Genomic DNA, 18992 nt, shown 5'->3' with positions numbered 1-18992 from the left:
CGGGAAGGAGGATCCGCCCTCCCCGATTTGAACGGGGGGCAAGCCGATCTACAGTCGGCTGCTCTACCAGTCTGAGCTAAGGGCGGGCGCATCGAAACGTAGGCCGCGGTACGAATTTAAGACTTCTCATTCGCCACCGGTGTCAGGGTGTAGTTTCAAATGGGCGGGCGTCGTACGACCCGATATCGCATGTCGAAGATCACGTTCCGGGCCGACGCGGACCTCGTCGAGCGCGTCGAGGCGCTCGATGCGTCGAAGAGCGAGGTGATGCGCCGCGCGCTCCGGGCGTACCTTGACGACGACCCGGGCGAGGCGACGTCGGACGCGGGGTCGGGAAGTCTCGACGCGCTGCTCGACGCGCGGATCGACGAACGGGTGGACGAGCGGGTCGCGCGTCACCGCAAGGGGGACGACGGCGACGTGACCGTGAACGTGAACGTCGGCGAGATGTCGGACGCGCCCGCGACGGCGAGCGAACGCGCACGCGGGGGCGTGCGCAGGACCGACGACGGCTCGAAGTCCGTGTCGGACGCGGCGGGCGCGGCGGAGTCGGACGCGCGAACGTGTCCACAGTGCGGCGAGGAGCTGGCGGCGGCGCACTCGTTCTGCCCGAACTGCGGGGAGCGGGCGGCCGGACGGCCGGCGTGCGAGTGCGGCGCGGACCTCCGCTCGGATTGGGCGTTCTGCCCGGACTGCGGGCGTCGGACGATGGCGGGCGACGTCCTCGATCGGTAAGACACAATCGTTTACACAGCCATTAACTATTTATGCAGGTCCGTTGTCGTTGTGCGTACGTAAGACGGAGGTCTTACGGTAGATCGGCCGGGTCCGCGTCGGTGCGCCCGGTTCGGGATGCTGTGTAAGACACCGAAGGACCGTCCGTCTTGCAGGGGAAGATCAACAATGGAGCGTGTGACACTCCGGATTCCGAAGCAGCAGATCGAGGAGGTCGAGGAGATGGTCGAGCTCGGGAAGTACCCGAATCGCTCGGAGGCCATCCGCTCGGCGGTCCGCGAGATGCTAGATGAACAGACCGACTCGAAGTCGAACGAAAAGCGCAGCTGGGCGAAGGTGTAAGAGATGCAAGATATCGTCAACGACGCCCTCGAAAACGCCGAGGCAGAACAGCGGGACCTGAGCGACGTCGACAGCGATGACAGCGAGTTCGGGGATCCCCGAATCGTCATCATCGGCTGTGGCGGCGCCGGGAACAACACGGTCAATCGGCTGTACAACATCGGGGTCGAGGGCGCGGACACCGTCGCCATCAACACCGACAAACAGCACCTGCAGATGATCGAGGCCGACACGAAGATCCTCGTCGGGAAATCCCTGACGAACGGCCTCGGTGCGGGTGGGGACCCCTCGATGGGCGAGCGCGCCACCGAGATGGCCCAGGGCACGATCAAGGAGGTCCTCGGCGACGCCGACCTCGTCTTCGTCACCGCGGGCATGGGCGGCGGGACGGGCACCGGCGCGGCGCCCGTCGTCTCCAAGATCGCCAAAGAACAGGGCGCCATCGTCGTCGGGATGGTCTCGACGCCGTTCAACGTCGAGCGCGCCCGCACGGTGAAAGCCGAGGAAGGACTGGAGAAGCTCCGCGACGAGGCGGACTCCATCATCGTCCTCGACAACAACCGACTCCTCGACTACGTCCCGAACCTCCCGATCGGCAAGGCGTTCTCCGTGATGGACCAGATCATCGCGGAGACCGTCAAAGGGATCTCGGAGACGATCACCCAACCCTCGCTCATCAACCTCGACTACGCCGACATGACCGCGATCATGAACCAGGGCGGCGTCGCGGTGATGCTCGTCGGCGAGACGCAGGACAAGAACAAGACCGACGAGGTCGTGAAGGACGCGATGAGCCACCCGCTCCTCGACGTCGACTACCGCGGCGCGTCGGGCGGGCTCGTCCACATCACCGGTGGACCGGACCTCACGCTCAAAGAGGCCGAGGGCATCGCGGACAACATCACCGAGCGCCTCGATAACTCCGCGAACGTCATCTGGGGCGCGCGTATCCAGGACAACTACAAGGGCAAGGTCCGCGTCATGGCGATCATGACCGGCGTCCAGTCCGCGCAGGTGCTCGGTCCGTCCACGCAGAAGCAGGCCGATAAGTCCCGCGCGGAACTGCAGGGCTTCGAGGCCGACGACAGCGGCGGGTCCGAGTGGGAGGGCGCGCACAGCGACGGCGGGCAGAGCGAGCTCGAACAGAACAACGGCCTCGACGTCATCCGCTGACGCCGTTTCACCACACGTCCCTTTTTGCGTGCGCTCGTCGACGGCCAGCGGCGCACGCGCGTCTTACACGTCGGACGCGCGACCGTCACGTCAGTCCGCGGCGTGGACGGCCTCGACGAGGTAACACTTGCGACAGATCTCGCGCGTCGTCGGCGCGCCGCACGACGCGCACTCGTCGAGGTCGGATTCGCTCCCCGCGCTCCGGTAGCGGTCGGCGGCCATCGCGGCCAGCTCCTCGTAGCCGGCCATGATGCTGTGTCGGGTGCCCGGGTGGGCCTCCTCCAGGGAGAGGAGGAGGTCCTGGATCTCGCCCCGGAACGCCTCGCTCGAATGCGGGCACTCGGCCATGTGGACGGGGAGGTCGCGCAGTTGGGCGTAGAGGGCGACCTCCTTCTCGGGGACGTCGCGCAGCGGCTTCGCGCGCGGCGTCATCCCGCCCTGGGCGTTGCGCTCGTCGAAGGGGCCCAGCGAGGCGTCGAAGTGCTTCGCCATCTGCTCGACGTTCCCTTCGAGGACGTTCATCAGCGCGGTCTCGGCCTCGTCGTCGAGGTTGTGGCCGGTGAGGAGTTTGTCCGCCTCGTACCCCTGCGCGTACGTGGAGAGGAGATCGCGTCGGAAGACGCCGCAGTAGGCGCAGGCGGCCATGTTCTCCGGGTCGGAGTCGACGACGTCGTCCATCTCGACGTCGAACTCCTCAGCGTACGAGACGATCTCGTGGTCGATGTCGAGTTCGTCGGTGAGCGCCTCGCAGGCGTCGACGCTCTTGTCCCGGTAGCCGGCGATCCCCTCGTGGACGGTGAGCGCGACGAGCTCGACGCGGGGGTCGTCGGCGAACGTCTCGTGGAGGATCTGCGTGAGCACGACCGAGTCCTTCCCGCCGGAGAGGCCGATCAGCCACGTCTGGGGGTCCGCGGGCGTCGCCGAGCTCGACAGGAGGTCGTCCTCGCGGACGCGGCGGCGGACGCGGCGCTCGACGGACTCGCGGAAGTGACGTTCGCACAGGTGATTCCCCGAGTACGCCGCGTGCATGACCGCCTCGCGGTCGCACTTCGTGCACTCCATCGCGTCCCCGTTGTCGACGCGCGCGTTTGACCGTTGCGGAGACGCGGGCGGGCACGGAAGACGGCGGGAACCGATACGCTTTCGTGTTTGATTAATCGATTAGTCAAGCAATGGGCGAGGATATGGGAGCGGAACGCTCGGAGACGCAGACGGCCATCATGGAGGCGACGTACCGAGCGCTGTGCGAACACGGGTACGCGGACCTGACGATGCAGGCCATCGCCGACGAGTTCTCGAAGTCGAAGTCGCTCATCCACTACCACTACGACACGAAAGAGGAGCTGTTGGTAGCGTTCCTCGACTACCTCCTCGACGGCTTTCTCACGAAGGTCGAGGAGACGGACGACAGCGACGACCCGCGCGAGCGACTCACCACCCTCGTCGACATCCTCCTCTCGGGGCCCGAGAAGTCCGAGGAGTTCCAGATAGCGATGCTCGAATTCCGCTCGCAGGTCCCGTACGTCGAGGCGTATCAAGAGGCGTTCACGGCGAACGATCGCCGGCTCGTCACGCTGCTCGCCGACACGATCGCCGAGGGAATCGAGACGGGCGCGTTCCGGGACGTCGATCCCGAGCGCGCCGCCGAGACGATCCTCGTGATGATCGACGGTGCGCGCTCGCGGAGCGTGCTCTTCGGGGACGGCGACACCGTCGCGCACACCAGAGAGGCGATCGACAGCTACGTCCGCTCGCACCTCGTCGCCGGCGGCGAGTGACCCGGGGCCGGAGGGAAAACGCGTTGTGGCGCGAGCACGTCGAGCGGGTATGGACCGCGACGCCGCGCTGGATCGCGTCGAGGCCGTCCTCGATGCGGTGAGCGACGGCGACCTCCCCGTCCCCGTCACCGAGTGTTGGGTGTACGGCGAGGTCGCGCTCGGGAAGGACCCGCTCACCCGCCTCGACGTGTACGTCACGAAGGACCTCCTCCTCGGGGGCGAGCCCGCCCCGGACCTCGACGCCGAGTACGGCGTGGAGGGGATCGGCCGCACCGTCGACGCCGAGTGGGCGCGCGAACACCCCGAGTGGGTACGCACGGACGACAGCGGCTACGTCGCCCCGGAGAGGTGTCTCGCCGCACAGCTCCTCCCCGAGGGCGAACCCGTGCACCTGGAAGTGTGTAATACGGGCTTCGAGCGCAACGTCACACAGCGCGCGGACGGCGCGCGGGAGAGCGGGCGCTACGAGCAGGTGATCGACCCGCGGGGCGTCTGCCTCTATGCGGAGGGCCGCCGCGACGACGAGACGCTCGACGAACTCCGCGCGGGCGCGCTCGCCTTCCCGACGCTCGAAGACGCCCTCGGGATGCTCGGCTTCGACGGCGACGAGGCCGCGACGGCCGCCGAGGCGATGCGCGCCTACGAGGCGCAACGGGACGGCGCGACGGTGCGCGGCGACGTCGTGTGAGCGCCGTTCTTGCCCGCTGTCCGTTCAGCGCTCGGGCGCGTCGGTGGCGTCGCGTCCGACGTCGGTCTCCGTCACGTCGCGCGCCTCGCTCGCGCGCTCGGCATCGTCGGCGCGTCCGCCATCCGTCGTTCTCTCCACCGGTCCGTCATCCGTCGGTCGCTCCGCGTCGTCTCCGTGTCCGTCTCCGTCGACGCGGGTGGCGTCGCTCGCCTCGACCCGCCCCGCGACGACGTAGAAGGGGACGACGGCGCGGCGCTCGTACTCTCCGGCGGCCATCGCGTCGACGACGTCGCGTCCCATGGCCTTCCACTCGCTTTTGAGGTCGTCGACGTCGGTCCGCGAGAGGCCGCCGCGGCGGAGCGTCGGCGCTTGCTCCTCGATCCGGGTGCCCGCGGCCTTCGCCTTCGCGGCGTCGAGCGCCGGCGCGTCGTACGGCGGTTGGACGGTGCGCTCGTGTTCGTACCGGCGACCCTCGACGTCCGAAAGACCGGCCTCGCGGAGGAGCGCGGTCGCGCTCGATCCGAGCGTGACGTCCGTCTCGACGCCCGCGATGTAGGTGTCGCGTGCGCGCTTCGCCAGCGGGGCCTCGGCCGCGACGCTCGACTCCACGACGACCCCGGCGTTGTCGGGTTCGACGCAGGCGACCAGATCCGCGGAGACGCGCGCGAACTCCTCGATCGCGCGCCGGGGGTCCGGGAGATTGATCAGGAGCGCCTGGCAGACGACGAGGTCGAAGGCGTCGTCGCGGAATGGGAGGCGCGTCGCGTCGCCCATCGCGCGCGCGTCGGCCTCGGCCTCGGCGAGGAGCGCGCGATCGGCGTCGACGGCGACCACCTCGGCGTCGCTCTCCTCGCGGAGGACGCGCGTCAACTCGCCCGTCCCACACCCGACGTCGAGGATGCGCGTCCGCGAGTCGAGGGCGAGCGGCGCGAGCGCCGACCGGTCGTCCCACATCCCGCGACGGGTGGCCGTCAGGTAGTCGGTGGAGAACCGTCTCACTGCGAGCGCGTAAGTGCGGAGGGCAGAAACGCTTACTGCTCGACGACGGGACGCCGCCCGAGTCGGCGGAGAGTCGGACCGCGCGCTCGTCGAGTCGCGACGGCCCTCTACCGGTCGCCGTCACGCAGCTCTCGCACGTGCTCGATGTTCCACGGGTAGGAGCGTCCGTCCTCCGTCGGCGTCTCCAAGGCGATCGGGACGTCGCGGATCGCGTCATGGTTCAGGAACGCCTCGAAGCCGTCGTCGCCGATGTAGCCGTCCCCGATGTGGGCGTGTTCGTCCTTGTTGGTGCCACACTCGTGTTTCGAGTCGTTGAGGTGGACGTACTGCAGACGATCGAGGCCGACGACGTCGTCGAGTTCGGCGAGGGTGGCCTCGACGCCCTCGGGGGTCGAGAGGTCGTAGCCCGCGGCAAAGGCGTGGGCGGTGTCGAGGCAGATGTCGAGGTGCGTGTCGGCGAGGTCGAGGACGGTGGCGAGGTGCTCGAAGTCGCCGCCGAGCTTCGTGCCGCTGCCCGCGTCGGACTCGATGAGGATCGTGACGTCGTCGGGGACGTCGAGGGAGTCGATGACGCCGGCGGCGTTTTCGAGGCCCCGCTCGACGCCCGCGCCGGTGTGCGCGCCGAGGTGGACGTTCACGTAGGGGATCCCGAGCGCGTGGGCGGCGTCGACCTCCTCTTGCATCGCGGTGCGGGACTTCTCGCGGAGGTCCTCCTTGGGCGTGCAGAGGTTGACGAGGTAGGAGGTGTGGACGACCCACGGGCCGACGTCGTGCTCCTCGCTGGCCGTGCGGAACGCCGCGGCCTCGTCGGCGTCGACGTCCGGCGACTGCCAGACCTGCGGGGAGTGCGTGAAGATCTGCCCGCAGGTGCCACCGACGTTCCGCTGGCGCCAGACGGCGTTCTCGATGCCGTCACCGGGCGGGGACTCGGGATCGCCCGAGGTCTTCGAGCCCGCGATGGAGACGTGTGCGCCGACGTTGAGAGACATGCTCGTGGGGAGGGTGGCGGCGAGCAAAGGGGCTTCGGAGTCCGCCGAGCGCCGGAACGCACTTGGGCGACGACGCCCTGTGTCGGGCCAATGAGCCAGCCGCTCGCCGTGGGTGACGTCGCGCCGGACGTGACCGCCCCGCTCGTCCGCCCGGACGGGAGCACGGCGGACGTCTCGCTCTCGTCGCTGACCGACGACCGGCCGACGATCCTCGCCTTCTACACGAACGACTTCAGCCCCGACTGCATGGCGGAGTGGTGTTCCTTCCGCGACTACGGCTGGTTCGCAAACGACGAGCGCGTGCAGGTCGTCGGCGTCTCGCGATCGCACGCGGCGACACACCGGTGGTTCATCGACTACCTCGACCTCAGCTTCGCGCTGTACGCCGACCGAGACCTCGAGCTCGCCGAGGCCTTCGGCGTCGACTACCGGACGTTCGGCCTCCTCCGGCGCGCGAAGCGCTCCGTCTTCTTCCTCGGAACGGACCGGACGATCCGCTATCGGTGGATCGGCGACCACCCCATCGATCCGGCGCGCGATCAACCGCCGCTGGCGGAGGTCCGGGCGGCCGTCGAGGACGCCCTCGGCGGAGCTGAGACGGAGACGTTCGGGTTCGAGTGAGGTGGCCGAAACGCTTTTGTTGTTTTAGGCGAACCTAAAGAACGGGTGAGGTGCGGCCGCGCGGTCACTGTTCAGACTCATACCGACCGCGCGACTCCCCCGTCCCATAGCACTTCTGCGCGTCAGTAGAGATCGCCGCCGAGCGGCACGGCTTCGTCGGGCGCGACGAGCACCGGGTGGCCCTCGTCGTCCGGGACGCCGAGCGTGAGCGCGTCGGACTCGAAGCCCGCGATGTTCACGGTGCCGAGGTCGATCGCACAGAGCACCTGTCGCCCGACGACCGCGTCGGGGTCGTGGTTGTAGCCGAGCTGCGCGGCGGAGTGTCTGATCTCGTCGCCGAGGTCGATCTCCAGTTTGAACAGCTCTGGTTTGCGGGCCTCCTCGAAGCGTTCGGCGGCGCGGATCTCACCGACGCGAACCGTCGTGTCGAGCGGACTGCTCATGCCTCGTGGCGCGGACCGACGGGGCTTGAACCTTCGCGTCGCGGCCGATTTTCGAACGACGCTTCAGGGTCGAGACCCACGTGCGCGTATGGCTTTCGAGTCGCTGCCGTCGCGCCCGCTCTCCCACGACGGGGTGATGGCGCTTTCGGCCTCCGGTCGGTTCGTCGACGTTCGCCCCGTGAACGCCTTTCACTACCCGGAGCGCGAGACGCAGTTGATCACCGCGATCGTCTTCGTCACGAAGAGCGGCCTGCGCGCCGTCGACTACGACCCGACGGCCAGGGAGTGGCGCGTCGTCCGCGAGGCGTCGCTCGACGAACCGGACGACGTCACGGACGTCCCGGACGCGCTGTTGAGCGACGTGCAGGCCGAGATCGAGCAGCGCGTCAGCGAGATGGAGGACGCGGGTGTCGTCGGCGGGGCCACGGCGCGCGACGACACGACCGAAGTCCGGGACGCCACCAGCCTCGGGAGCGTCCTCTACGATCAGTACACGGACGACGACGCGTAGGGACCGCGCAGGAGAAAGGGGCTCGTGAGTCGGTCTAGACGAGTCGCTCGGTGGCGATCTCGGCGCCCTTGACGAGCGCTTCGAGTTTCGCCCACGCGATCTCGGGGCTGACCATGCCGAGGCCGGCCTGTGTGCCGAACCCGCAGTCCGGTGCGGCGACGATCGGCGTGTCGTCCGGGGCGGCGTTCGCCACGCGCTCGATACGGTCCGCGATCGTCTCCGGGTGGTCGATGATGTTCGTCTTCACGTCGACGACGCCGGGAATGAGCGTCCAGCCGTCCGGGATCGGCTCGTCGGCGAACGCGCGATACTCGTGTTGGTGACGCGGGTTCGCCTGTTCGACGCTCAGCCCCGTGATGTCCGCCTCGTAGATGACCGGCAACATGTCGACGAGGTCGATGTCGAGGTGGCCCGGTCCCTCGTAGCTCCCCCAGCAGGTGTGGAGGCGGACCTGCTCTGCGGGGACGTTTTCGAGGGCGTCGTTGAGCGCCTCGACGTGGCGGCGGGTCGCGCCCTTGATGTCCTCGATGGACGCGTCCCGGAAGGCCTCGGTCTGCCCGGCCGTGAGCAGCTCGGGGGCGTCGATCTGGAGGGTGAAGCCCGCGTCCGCGACGAGCTCGTACTCTTCCTTCATCGCGTCGGCGACGTCCGCGAGGTAGTCGTCGTAGGCGTCGTAGTAGTCGTTGACGTGCGTCGAGGTGACGACGCTCGGCGACGCGGCGGTCATGAAGGTGTCCTCGGCGGTCGCGTCGAGGTCCGAGAGCGCGTCGCGGAAGCCCTGGATCTCCGCTCGGGCCTCCTCGTAGCCCGTGTACTCGATGGGGCCGGTGACGACCGGCTGCTCGGAGAGGTCGATGACGTCCGTCTTGAACGTCTCGTCCGCGTACTCCGGGTAGTCCTGGAGGTCGGCCCAGAGCTCCGTCTCGCGCGTTCCCTCGATCCCGCTGAGACGGTTCTGGACGTACCAGTTGAACGAGACGCGGGGCTGCTCGCCGTTGTTGATCGAGTCGAGGCCGACGTCGAGTTGCCGCTGGACGACGTCGTGCGTCGCCTCGGTCGTCGCGCGCTCCCACTCCTCGGCGTCGACGTCCTCGCCGTCCTGTTTCGCGGTCAGGAGCTCGAGGAGTTCGGGCGGTCGGGGGAGGCTACCGATGTGCGTCGTTCCGATCTCGTCGTCCGTCATGATGTACTCTGAGAATAATTCCCCGCCATAATATAACTAGTGGTATTGACGCGGGGGCGTACGCCGGGACGGCCGATAGGTTATCAAGCGACGCTCGCGGAGTCTCGGTCGTGAGCGACGAGGGGGCACTCAGGGTCGTCCGCGTGACGGGTGACGCGACGGAGCACGCCGGATCGGGGGTGGGGGACGCCGACGGCGTCACCGTCTCGCACCGGCGGATCGGCGACGCCGCGGGAGCGGCGGCGGACGCGGACGCGATACTCGCCGGGGAGGACGTCGCGCGCAGTGAGGCGCTCGCGGGGCTGATCCGCGCGAGCGACGCGGTCTGCGTGGTGGCCGACGCGGACGCCGACGCCGGCACGGCCGCCCGAACGCTCCGGCGCGCCGTCGAGGAGGAGTGGCGCGACTTCCCGGTCCCGGCGGGCGAGCGCGCGCGCCTCCGCGCCCTCAGCGCCCGCGACTTCGACGATCCGACGCTCCGCGCGCACCTCGGCGGGATGACGACGACGGCGCGCGAGTGCCTCGACGCCCGCGCGGGGTTCATCGGGCTGGTCGACGAGCGCCACGAGACGTTCCTCACCGCCGAGGGCGTCGACCTCCCCGACCGTGAGCGCGGGCGCGCGATCTGCGCGCACGGCATCACCGGTGACGGTGCGCTGATCGTCGACGACGCCGCGGTCTCGGATCGGGGTGCGCGCGTCGCCCCGGACCTCGGCCGTTACGCGGGCGCGCCGGTGATCGCCGGCGGCGAACGCGTCGGGATGCTCTGCGTCGCGGACGACGAGGGGGCGTTCGACGAAGCGGACGGGGTCGTGCTCGAACGCCTCGCCGAACAGACCTCGCGGTACGTCGAACGCTACGGGACGACCTGACGACCGGCGGCGTCTCGGGGGGTGTCGCGGGGCTTTTATCGCGTGCCGACCTACCCGAGGAGAGATGGTACGGAACGTCGCCGAGGACGTCGCGGCGCTCGAACAGGAGGATTTCAACCTCCTCTCGGGCGTCGAACACGGGATGCGCTTCTCGGAGTGGGTGGCCCGCGAGAAGCTCCCGGACTTCGCGCGCCTCACCGCCGAGGAGGTCGACTACCGCCTCGATAGGGTGGAAGACCGCGGGCTGGTCGAACGCCAGACGATCCAGTACGAGGGGTTCCGACTCACCTTCGAGGGGTACGACGTCCTCGCGCTGAAGGCCTTCGCCGAGCGCGAGACCGTCTCCGGGTTCGGCGCGCCCCTCGGCGTCGGCAAGGAGAGCGACGTCTTCGAGGTGGAGTCGTACAAGCCGCTCGCGCTCAAGTTCCACCGCGAGGGGTACACGAACTTCCGCGAGGTGCAAAAAGAGCGCGACTACACGAGCGACAACGATCACGTCTCGTGGTTTTACACCGCGAGGAAGGCCGCCGAGCGCGAGCACGAGGCGCTCCACGCCCTCTACCCGGACGTGAGCGTCCCGCGTCCGATCGACCAGAACCGCCACGCGATCGTGATGGAGAAGATCGATGGCGTCGAGCTCAACCGCGCGAAACTCGAAGACGAGCAGGTCGTCGGCGTCCTCGATCTGATCCTCCGGGAGATCGCCAACGCGTACGACGAGGGGTACGTCCACGCGGACATCAGCGAGTACAACGTCTTCGTCCGCGAGGACGGCGTGTTGCTCTTCGATTGGCCCCAGTCCGTCCCGACGGACCACGAGAACGCCCGGGAGTTCCTGGGGCGGGACGTCCGCAACATCGTCGCTTACTTCCGCCGGAAGTATCCGAACCCGACGCCCGAGACGGACGCCGAGGCCGTCGCCGACGCGGTCGCCGCCGACGACTTCGAGACGGTGCGGGAGTACCCCGAGTAGCGCGGGACATTCCGGTCGAATTTGGGTCCGATTCGGACCGAACTCCGGCACGATCTCGAAAAACCGGTATATACCCGTGGCCCGACGGATCGGGCGGAGGCTCGTTCGTGGCATACACATGGACGACGGCGCGTCGTGATAGCGTCGCCGTGGTGGGGCCCGCGAGCTGATCGACGCTCGATCGGCCCCGGAGGCCTCCCCGGGTCGTTCAGCCGCGACCCGGTCCTCGCTGTACGCTCTCCTTCCCCTGCGTTTCATCGTCGCGAGGACGGCGTTCGCTCGGTCCTCGCAGCCGTTTCCGAAGGCCTTAACCCCGTCACGAGGGAAGAGCCACTAACTCGTCGGCGCGGGCCCGACGGGCACCCGCCGCGGCGCCGCCGCGACGGGACGAAATGTGGTGCGCACCGCGCACTGAATCGCAAGCGCCCGCGGACACACTATGGCACGAAGCTTCTACTCCCACATCAAGGACGCGTGGAAGCAGCCCGGCGAGGGGAAGCTCGCCGAGCTGCAGTGGCAACGAAAGCAGGAGTGGCGCGATCAGGGCGCCATCGAGCGCGTCGAGCGACCGACGCGCCTCGACAAGGCGCGCGAGCTCGGCTACAAGGCCAAGCAGGGCGTCGTCGTCGCCCGCATCGCCGTCCGCAAGGGGACGGCGCGCCAGCAGCGCCACAAGGCCGGTCGTCGCTCGAAGCGCCAGGGCGTCAACCGCATCGGTCGCGCGAAGAACCTCCAGCGCATCTCCGAGGAGCGCGCCTCCCGGAAGTACCGCAACCTCCGCGTGCTCAACTCCTACTGGGTGGGTGAGGACGGCTCGCAGAAGTGGTTCGAAGTCATCCTCCTCGACCCGGAGCACCCCGCGATCCAGAACGACGACGATCTCGGTTGGATCGCCAACAACAGCCAGGAGAACCGCGCGTTCCGCGGGCTCACCTCCGCCGGCCGCAAGGGCCGCGGTCTCCGCAAGCGCGGGAAGGGCACCGAGAAGACCCGCCCCTCGAAGAGCGGCGGCACGCAGCGCAAGAAGTAACGCCGCGAGTCCCCGACCCCTCGCGCTTTTCCGTTTTTCGCGCGTCGAGGAGCGACCGCGCCCGCGTCTCAGCGTCCCCGCCAGACGACCTCGTCGGCCACGTCAGAGCGCGTGACGACGCCCACCGTCCGGTTCTGCGAGTCGGTGACGACGGCGAGCGACGCGCCGGTCTCCCGGAGTTCGGTGAGCAGGTCGTCGACCGTCCACGACTCGCGGGCGCGGGTGACGGCCGCGGTGATCGCGTCGAGCGACGCGTCGGTACCGACGGCGCGTTCGGCGTCCGCGAGCGAGACGACGCCGCGCACGTCGTCGAGGTCGTCGCCGTAGACGGGGACGGCGGCGACGTCGGCGGCGAGACAGGCGTCGCGGGCGTCCGCGGGGGTGGCGCTCGCCGGGACGGCGACGACGGCCTCGCGGGGCGTCATCACCTCCTCGACCGCGGTCTGTTCGAGGTCCAGGACGGCGTGGACCATCTCGCGTTCGTCGGCGTTGACGACGCCGAGTTGTGCGCCCGTGACGAGGAGCGCGCGGATCTCCTCGCGGGTGACGTACGGCGGGACGGCGTCCGTGGCCCCGAGGAGTGACGTGAGAGCGTCGGAGGCGACGTCGAACGCCCAGACGACGGGCGAGAGCGCGCGTTCGAGGACCGCGACGGGACGGGCGACGGCGAGCGCCCACGATTCGGCGTGCGCGACGCCGTAGGCCTTCGGGGCGACCTCGCCGAAGAGGAGGACGAGCACGCTCGTGACGACGGTCGCGGCGACGATCGCGGGGCCCGGGGGGAGGAGCGCGACGGTGAGCGTGGCGATCACCGTCGAGAAGGCGACGTTGACGACGTTGTTGCCGACGAGGATCGTGACGAGCAGTCGGTTCGGGTCCTCGCGGAGGTCGCGGAGGGCGCCGGCGCGCGGGTCGCCGCCGGCGGCGAGCGACTGGATGCGGTGCCACTGCAGGGAGAACGCGGCGATCTCGGCGGACGAGAAGAACGCGCTACAGACGAGGAAGAAGAGACAGAGCGCGCCCGCGAGCGCGAGGAACGTGGCTTCGACCATGCGACACCCGTCGGGCGCGCGGACCGTAAGCGCTCGCCCGGGCTAGTCGTCGGCGTCGTCGGCGGCCGCGAGCGCGTCGCGGAGGGTGCCGAACGCCTCACGGTCGGCGTCGTCGGCGTTCGCCACGAGGCGCTCGACGATGAACTCCGGCGTCGAGCGCCCGACGACGCCGAATCGGGGCTGGTAGTCGACTTCGAGCGCGAGGTCGTCCGCGAGCCCCTCGGCGAAGATGCCGTCGATCCGCGCGACGCCGGGGAGCGGGTCGAGGTCGTCCGCGAGGTGGGTGACGTAGACGCCGAGGGCGTCGCGCTCGGCGGTGAGCGAGACGAGGCCGTGCAGGAGGTCGGCGGCGCTCCCGGGTTCGGTGATCGCCTCGAACTCGTCGACGAGCATGAGGGTTCGTCCCTCGGCGGCGAGCGGCGGGACGACGGAGCGCAGCGTCGTCTCCAGCACGCCGGCGTTGAAGCTCGCGTGGCGGCGGTGGAAGACGAGGCGATCGAAGTCGCCAACGAGGGCGTGCTCGGCGGGCACGGGCAGACCGAGCGACGCGAGCGTCGCCACCTCCGCGAGGGTTTCGAGGAGCGTCGTCTTCCCGCCGGAGTTCGCGCCCGTGAGCACGCTCACGCGGTCGCCGGACGGCAGTCCGGCGAAGTGCTGGGACGCGTCGCCGTCGGCACCGGCCCCGTCCGCTCCGACGGTGTCGTGCGCGCCGAGCGCGTACGACACGGGCTGGACCGCGACGCCCTCGGTGAGCAGGTCGAGGTTTCGCGCGCCGACGACCGCGAGCGCCGCGTCCTCGGTGTACTCGGGTCGCGTCAGGTCGTAGGCGATGGCGAAGCGCGCGAGCGAGCAGGCGAAGGCGGCGTCCGGCACGGCGTCCGCGGCCGCCTCGACGTCCGCTTCGGCCTCGTCGATGGCCGCGTCGAGGTCAGCGCGGACCGTGGCTTCGCGCTCGGCGGCGGCCTCGCGGCGCGCGTCGGCGAGCGAGCGCAGCGTCGTGCTCACGAAGTCGGCGGCGTCGCTCGCCTCCGTCGCGGCGTGCTCGCGGACGGCCGCGGCCTCGACGCCCGTCGCGTCGACGACGTGCTCGATGACCGCCTCGCGGAAGGCGTCGGGACCCCGGAGGTCGCCCGAGCGGACGTCGTCGAGGACCGCGACGGTGTCGGTCGCGAGGCGCTCGACGGCGGCGGCCTGCTCGCGGAGGGCGTCGAGGCGGTCGTCGTATCCGTCTCGAACGCCGTCGTCGCCGTCGCGTGCGCGGAGCGCGGCCGCGGCGTCGCGCAACGCGTCGGCGTCGAGGTCGGCGAACGCGGCGAAGGTGCCGGTGGTGAGGCCGGCCTCGATGAGCGCGAGCGCGGTCTCGACGGCCGCCCGGTCGCCCGCATCGCGGCTCTCGTGCTCCGCGAAGGCGTCGACGGCGGCCTCGCGCTCGGCGTCGCTCAGCCCGCGCCACGTCTCGATCGCGGCGTCGATCTCGTCGAGGCGGCGCTCGGCGGCCGCGTGCGTGTCGAGCGGCGCGAGCACGCGGATGCGATCGCGGGCGCGATCGGTGAGCGCGTGTGCCGTCGCGGCGTCGAGCACGCGGTTGTAGACGTCGCGCGCGTCGTCGGTCGCGAAGACGTCCGCGTCGCCGTCGTCGGTGGCGCGTCGGAGGATCCGCGTGGCGCGCCCCGCGGGGACGCCCGCCTCGACGAGCGCACCGACGTCCGCGGACTCGACGGCTCGGATCGCCGCCGTCTCGCCGAGCGACTCCGTGAGGAGCGCGGCGGTCTTCGGGCCGATCCCCCAGTAGTCCTGTAGTCCCATACGGGACCCGTGGCTCGCGGAGCGAAAAACCGTTCCCCTACGACGTCAACGCGTACCACTCGCACCCGACGTAGTTGCAGAGCCCACCGCCGGTGACGGCGGAGAGCGACGCGAGCCACTGCGGGACGGCGAGCCACTGTAGGCCGACGGTGAGAACGGCCGTGTAGACGACGTACCCGAACGTGCAGACGCCGAGGTAGCGGACGAAGCGTCGCCGGAGGCGATCGGTCGCCGCGAAGGTGTAGCGGCTGTTGAGCGCGAACGTCCACGTCGCGGCGCCGAAGAAGGCGACGAAGGCCGAGACGACGTACGGGGCGTCGCCGAGCAGCGCGAGGAGGAGGAGGACGTTCAGGATCGCGCCGGAGGAACCGACGGCGCCGAACTCGAAGAGGCGGACGGCGCGCGCGGGCCGACAGAACCGCCCGACGCCGACACGCTCGGCGGCGGTTTCGAGCCCCGCCTCGACGCGCGCGAGCGAGGAGTCGGTCATGACCCGGAATGGACGACGGTATCGCCGTGAGAGTGAAAAAAGTTGCCGCGAGCCGGCGGTGAACGCGTCGCGGCTCGACGGAGAGAGCGCAGGGGAAAGAGTGGGGGTCGGCCCCATCGACGGCCGACCCGGTCGATCAGGGGTGGCGTGTGGTCGCGGTGTGCGGCGTTATTCGAGGTCGAAGCGGTCGAGCGTCATGACCTTGTGCCAGGCCTCGACGAAGTCCTCGACGAGCTTCTCCTCGCCGTCCTCGGCCGCGTAGACGTCGGCGTGCGCGCGGAGGCGGGCGTTGGCGCCGAAGACGAGGTCGAAGCGGGTGGCCTCCCACACCTTCTCGCCGCTCGCGCGGTCGTAGCCCTCGAAGACCTCCTCGTCGTCGTCGACGGCCTCCCACTCGTAGTCCATGTCGAGCAGGTTGGCGAAGAAGTCGTTCGTGAGCGCGCCGGGATCGTCGGTGAGGACGCCGCGATCGGTGTCGTCGTAGGTCGCGCCGATCGCGCGCATCCCGCCGACGAGCACGGTCAGCTCCGCGACGGAGAGGGTGAGGAGGTCGGCCTTGTCGACCATGCGCTCCTCGAGGGAGTCGTAGAGGTCGTTCCAGTCGCCGTCGCCGATGTAGTTGCGGAAGCCGTCGGCCTTCGGCTTCAGCGGCTCGAAGGAGTCGGCGTCGGTCTGCTCGGCGCTGGCGTCCGTCCGGCCCGGTTCGAAGGGAACGTCCACGTCGTAGCCGGCGTCCGCGGCCGCGTCCTCGACGCCGACGTTACCGCCGAGGACGATCAGGTCCGCGAGGGAGACGCGGACGTCGTCGTCACGCGACTCGTTGAAGTCGGCCTGGATCTCCTCGTAGGTGTCGAGGACGTCGGCGAGCGTCTCGGGCTCGTTGGCCTCCCAGTTCTTCTGGGGTTCGAGGCGGACGCGCGCGCCGTTCGCGCCGCCGCGCTTGTCGCTGTCGCGGTACGTCGAGGCGGACGCCCACGCGGTCTTGACGAGGTCGGTGCGCGAGAGGTCGGCGTCGCGGATCGCGGCTTCGAGCTCGGCGACCTCCTCGGCGCCGACGGTCTCGTAGTCGGCCTCCGGGATCGGGTCCTGCCAGACGAACTCCTCCTCGGGCACCTCGGGGCCGGCGAGGCGCTGCTTCGGACCCATGTCGCGGTGGATCAGCTTGTACCACGCGCGGGCGAACGCCTGCTGGAAGTGATCGGGGTTCTCCTGGAAGTCCTCGAGGATCGCGCGGTAGTCGTCGTCGCGCTTCAGGGCGACGTCCGTGGTCAGCATCATCGGCTCCTCGGACTCGTCGAAGTCCTGGGCGGCCGGGGCCTTCTCGATGTCCTCGCGCTCCTCCTCGGTGGCCGGCCGCCACTGCCACGCGCCGCCGGGGCCCTTGTGGGGCTCCCACTCGTATTCGAGGAGGTTGTCGACGTAGCCCGTGTCCCACACGGTCGGCGTGGCGTTCCACGGTCCCTCGATGCCGCTCGTGATCATGCCGGCCTTCTCGAAGTCGTGGTCCCAGCCGAGACCCTGATCCTCGATGGGCGCGGCGTCGGGCTCGGGACCGACTTCGGTCTCGTCGTCGGCGCCGTGGACCTTCCCGAAGGTGTGCCCGCCGGCGATGAGGGCGACCGTCTCCTCGTCGTCCATCGCCATGCGGTCGAACTCCTCGCGGATGTTCGCGGCGGAGCCCTCGACGTCGGGCTCGCCGTAGGGACCCTCGGGGTTCACGTAGATGAGGCCCATCACGGTGTTGGCGAGCGGGTCCTTGAGGTTCCCGACCTCGCCGTCCTCGAAGCGGTCGGGCGACGTCGTCTCCCACTCGGTCTCGGGGCCCCACTCGATGGCCTCGTTGGACTTGTACGCGTCCTCGCGACCGCCGCCGAAGCCGTAGGTCTCGAAGCCCATCGTCTCGAGGGCGACGTTCCCCGCGAGGATGATGAGGTCGCCCCACGAGAGCTTTCGGCCGTACTTCTGCTTGACCGGCTGGAGCAGGCGGCGGGCCTTATCGAGGTTGACGTTGTCCGGCCAACTGCTCTCCGGCGGGAGGCGCTGGCGGGCGCCGGCCGCACCCGCGCGGCCGTCGAGGGTGCGATAGGTGCCAGCGCTGTGCCACGCCATCCGGATGAACAGCGGACCGTAGTTGCCGTAGTCGGCGGGCCACCACTCCTGCGAGTCCATCATCACCTCCTGAATGTCCGACTTCACCTCGTCGAGATCGAGGGAGTCGAACGCCTCGGCGTAGTCGAAGTCGTCGCCGTACGGATCGAGCTCCGCGGCGTTGTCGTCGAGGATGTCCAGTCGCAGCATCTCGGGCCACCACTCCTGGTTTGACCAAGTCATCTTGTACGCGATTGCACACGCGTTATGAGCATAAACATACCGATCGCTTTCGATACGCCACCCGAACTTCATCTATGGAGACCAGTATTTTTCGTAGAGAAAACAATAGTTCCCGTATGGCGTTCGCGGATGTGTGGATCGGCCCTCGTGACGGGAAGCGTGGACGCTCGAAACGGACGGTGTCGTCGTGGAAGAGATACCGGGGGTCGGGTCGTTACTCGCCTTCGACGAGTCGGCGGAGCTGCTCGGGCGGGACCGCGCCCCGCGCCGCGTACCCGTCGTAGGCGAACGTCGGGACGCCCGTGATCCCCATCTCGTGGGCCTCGCCGAACTTCGTCCGGACCGTCTCGCGCAGGTCGTCGTCAGCCACCGCCTCGCGGACCGCCTCGGCGTCGATGCCGACCTCGTCCGCGACGGCCGCGAGCACGTCGACGTCGCCGATGTCGCGCTCGTCCTCCCAGAGCGCCGCGAAGAGCGCGCGGTCGAAGTCGAGCCACGTCTCGTACTCTTCAGTCTCTCGCACGTGGTAGGAGGCGATCTGCGCGTCGAGGGAGTCGACGTCGTCGCCCGCGAACGTCGTCGCCATCTCGTCCGCGCCGTACTCCTCGCGGAGGCGTTCGACGTTCTCGCGGGCCTGCTCGTAATACTCGTCGTCGTGCCCGCTCTCGCGAACGACCTCTCCCTCGTCGTTCCGCTGATTCGAGCGCAGGTCGAAGGGGTGCCAGTCGATCTCGAGGGCCTCGTCGCGGCTCTCCTGGTACTCGTCGAGCGAGCGCCGTCCGAGGTAGCAGAACGGACAGACGTAATCGGAGAAGACGGTGATTGTCTCGGTCATGGGGGACGAACGCGCCGAGGCGGAAAGAAGTCGGCGGCACCGGCACGGACGGCGGGTAGCCGCGCGACGGTGTCGCTGAGGGCGTTCGGGACGCGTGGTCCCGGCGGGGCCGGACCGCGCGGGGCCCGACGCGACGGGTAT

The 18992-nt window shown here is 69.5% G+C and carries 19 protein-coding genes, 1 tRNA gene and 1 pseudogene; 10 read left to right on the top strand and 11 right to left on the bottom strand.

What is annotated here, in order from left to right; genetic code table 11:
* Positions 1-12 precede the first annotated feature (12 nt).
* Positions 13-86 (bottom strand) — tRNA-Tyr (locus J2754_RS03630).
* A 103-nt stretch (positions 87-189) separates the two neighbouring features.
* On the opposite strand from J2754_RS03630, the gene J2754_RS03625 reads away from it, so the two are divergent.
* The 3 genes from J2754_RS03625 (at position 190) to ftsZ (ending at position 2250) form a co-directional block, all read left to right on the top strand.
* A complete protein-coding gene (locus J2754_RS03625) occupies positions 190-735 on the top strand; it encodes a double zinc ribbon domain-containing protein (RefSeq protein WP_188877736.1) in 546 nt (181 codons plus the stop codon).
* Between the two features lie 168 nt (positions 736-903).
* Positions 904-1077 carry a ribbon-helix-helix domain-containing protein gene (locus J2754_RS03620; protein WP_188877735.1) on the top strand — a complete coding sequence of 58 codons (174 nt, stop codon included), beginning with the start codon at positions 904-906 and terminating at the stop codon, positions 1075-1077.
* Between the two features lie 3 nt (positions 1078-1080).
* Positions 1081-2250, top strand: a complete 1170-nt coding sequence (gene ftsZ / locus J2754_RS03615) for a cell division protein FtsZ (RefSeq protein WP_188877734.1) — start codon at positions 1081-1083, stop codon at positions 2248-2250.
* A 90-nt stretch (positions 2251-2340) separates the two neighbouring features.
* On the opposite strand, the gene ncsA is transcribed toward ftsZ, so the two are convergent.
* The gene (gene ncsA, locus J2754_RS03610; RefSeq protein ID WP_188877732.1) at positions 2341-3312 is read right to left on the bottom strand and encodes a tRNA 2-thiolation protein NcsA; all 972 of its coding nucleotides are present in this window, start codon (positions 3310-3312) and stop codon (positions 2341-2343) included.
* 110 nt (positions 3313-3422) lie between these two features.
* On the opposite strand from ncsA, the gene J2754_RS03605 reads away from it, so the two are divergent.
* On the top strand, positions 3423-4028 hold the full coding sequence (locus tag J2754_RS03605; RefSeq protein WP_229772802.1) for a TetR/AcrR family transcriptional regulator: 606 nt from the start codon (positions 3423-3425) through the stop codon (positions 4026-4028).
* 49 nt (positions 4029-4077) lie between these two features.
* A complete protein-coding gene (locus tag J2754_RS03600) occupies positions 4078-4716 on the top strand; it encodes a DUF7095 family protein (protein ID WP_188877731.1) in 639 nt (212 codons plus the stop codon).
* Between the two features lie 213 nt (positions 4717-4929).
* Here the strand turns inward: J2754_RS03600 and J2754_RS03595 are convergent.
* Positions 4930-5715, bottom strand: a pseudogene (locus tag J2754_RS03595) (class I SAM-dependent methyltransferase); the annotation flags it as partial.
* A 107-nt stretch (positions 5716-5822) separates the two neighbouring features.
* Positions 5823-6704 (bottom strand): deoxyribonuclease IV, encoded by an 882-nt coding sequence (locus tag J2754_RS03590; protein ID WP_211086699.1) that lies wholly within the window; start codon positions 6702-6704, stop codon positions 5823-5825.
* A 90-nt stretch (positions 6705-6794) separates the two neighbouring features.
* Here J2754_RS03590 and J2754_RS03585 point away from each other — a divergent pair, with 90 nt between their 5' ends.
* Positions 6795-7325 carry a redoxin domain-containing protein gene (locus J2754_RS03585; protein WP_211086698.1) on the top strand — a complete coding sequence of 177 codons (531 nt, stop codon included), beginning with the start codon at positions 6795-6797 and terminating at the stop codon, positions 7323-7325.
* Between the two features lie 122 nt (positions 7326-7447).
* Here the strand turns inward: J2754_RS03585 and J2754_RS03580 are convergent, their stop codons facing one another.
* Positions 7448-7768, bottom strand: coding sequence for a tRNA-binding protein (locus J2754_RS03580; RefSeq protein ID WP_188877726.1), 321 nt, complete (start codon positions 7766-7768; stop codon positions 7448-7450).
* Between the two features lie 88 nt (positions 7769-7856).
* Here J2754_RS03580 and J2754_RS03575 point away from each other — a divergent pair, with 88 nt between their 5' ends.
* Entirely contained in the window at positions 7857-8279 is a 423-nt protein-coding gene (locus J2754_RS03575; protein WP_211086697.1) for a DUF7964 domain-containing protein, read from the top strand.
* A gap of 34 nt (positions 8280-8313) precedes the next feature.
* Here J2754_RS03575 and J2754_RS03570 read toward each other — a convergent pair whose 3' ends face one another.
* On the bottom strand, positions 8314-9462 hold the full coding sequence (locus tag J2754_RS03570; RefSeq protein ID WP_211086696.1) for a methionine synthase: 1149 nt from the start codon (positions 9460-9462) through the stop codon (positions 8314-8316).
* A 110-nt stretch (positions 9463-9572) separates the two neighbouring features.
* Between J2754_RS03570 and J2754_RS16540 the strand changes: the two genes are divergently transcribed.
* The 3 genes from J2754_RS16540 (at position 9573) to J2754_RS03555 (ending at position 12337) form a co-directional block, all read left to right on the top strand.
* Positions 9573-10334, top strand: a complete 762-nt coding sequence (locus tag J2754_RS16540; protein ID WP_188877723.1) for a GAF domain-containing protein — start codon at positions 9573-9575, stop codon at positions 10332-10334.
* A gap of 64 nt (positions 10335-10398) precedes the next feature.
* Entirely contained in the window at positions 10399-11307 is a 909-nt protein-coding gene (locus J2754_RS03560) for a serine/threonine-protein kinase RIO2 (protein WP_188877721.1), read from the top strand.
* 439 nt (positions 11308-11746) lie between these two features.
* Positions 11747-12337, top strand: a complete 591-nt coding sequence (locus J2754_RS03555; protein ID WP_211086695.1) for a 50S ribosomal protein L15e — start codon at positions 11747-11749, stop codon at positions 12335-12337.
* A gap of 68 nt (positions 12338-12405) precedes the next feature.
* On the opposite strand, the gene J2754_RS03550 is transcribed toward J2754_RS03555, so the two are convergent.
* The 5 genes from J2754_RS03550 to J2754_RS03530 form a co-directional block, all read right to left on the bottom strand.
* Positions 12406-13389: a hemolysin family protein gene (locus J2754_RS03550; RefSeq protein ID WP_211086694.1), complete on the bottom strand. Its 984-nt coding sequence runs from the start codon at positions 13387-13389 to the stop codon at positions 12406-12408.
* A gap of 42 nt (positions 13390-13431) precedes the next feature.
* Positions 13432-15195 carry a P-loop NTPase family protein gene (locus J2754_RS03545; RefSeq protein WP_211086693.1) on the bottom strand — a complete coding sequence of 588 codons (1764 nt, stop codon included), beginning with the start codon at positions 15193-15195 and terminating at the stop codon, positions 13432-13434.
* Between the two features lie 37 nt (positions 15196-15232).
* Positions 15233-15685, bottom strand: coding sequence for a GtrA family protein (locus J2754_RS03540; protein ID WP_188877716.1), 453 nt, complete (start codon positions 15683-15685; stop codon positions 15233-15235).
* 168 nt (positions 15686-15853) lie between these two features.
* Positions 15854-18016, bottom strand: a complete 2163-nt coding sequence (gene katG / locus J2754_RS03535) for a catalase/peroxidase HPI (RefSeq protein WP_211086692.1) — start codon at positions 18014-18016, stop codon at positions 15854-15856.
* Positions 18017-18230: 214 nt separating this feature from the next.
* Positions 18231-18851 carry a DsbA family oxidoreductase gene (locus J2754_RS03530; RefSeq protein WP_211086691.1) on the bottom strand — a complete coding sequence of 207 codons (621 nt, stop codon included), beginning with the start codon at positions 18849-18851 and terminating at the stop codon, positions 18231-18233.
* Positions 18852-18992 lie beyond the last annotated feature (141 nt).

The sequence above is a fragment of the Halarchaeum nitratireducens genome (genome assembly GCF_017874695.1).
Taxonomy (GTDB): domain Archaea; phylum Halobacteriota; class Halobacteria; order Halobacteriales; family Halobacteriaceae; genus Halarchaeum; species Halarchaeum nitratireducens.
The sequence above is the reverse complement of the archived record's forward strand: the minus strand, read 5'-3'. Positions and strand labels throughout refer to the sequence as shown.